The sequence below is a fragment of the Parvimonas sp. M20 genome, from assembly GCF_035282425.1.
Lineage (GTDB): Bacteria > Bacillota > Clostridia > Tissierellales > Peptoniphilaceae > Parvimonas.
On record NZ_JAYKBQ010000290.1, the window covers coordinates 1 to 234 of the forward strand.

Sequence of the window (234 nt, forward strand, 5' to 3'; positions counted from 1 at the left end):
GGTATTATCTTCCCAGGGAACTCTCCGAAAGCTATTAAGATCGATAGCTGCAGCGGAATCGGGATAGCCGGTATGCCAGCCGGTATAATTAGTATTATCATAACAGGCATCATTCATATCCCAACCATAAATGACATTGCAAAAGCTGGTTTTATTTTCTAGGGCGCTAAAGAATTTATCTGTTGTGATGTACTTACCTCTCAATATACCATCAATATCCGCATAAGCGATTTT

General features: G+C 39.7%; 1 protein-coding gene. It reads right to left on the reverse strand.

The window, feature by feature from the left end:
* Positions 1–234 (reverse strand): hypothetical protein (locus tag VJI93_RS09280; protein WP_324009400.1); only part of this gene is annotated, 234 nt, incomplete at both ends.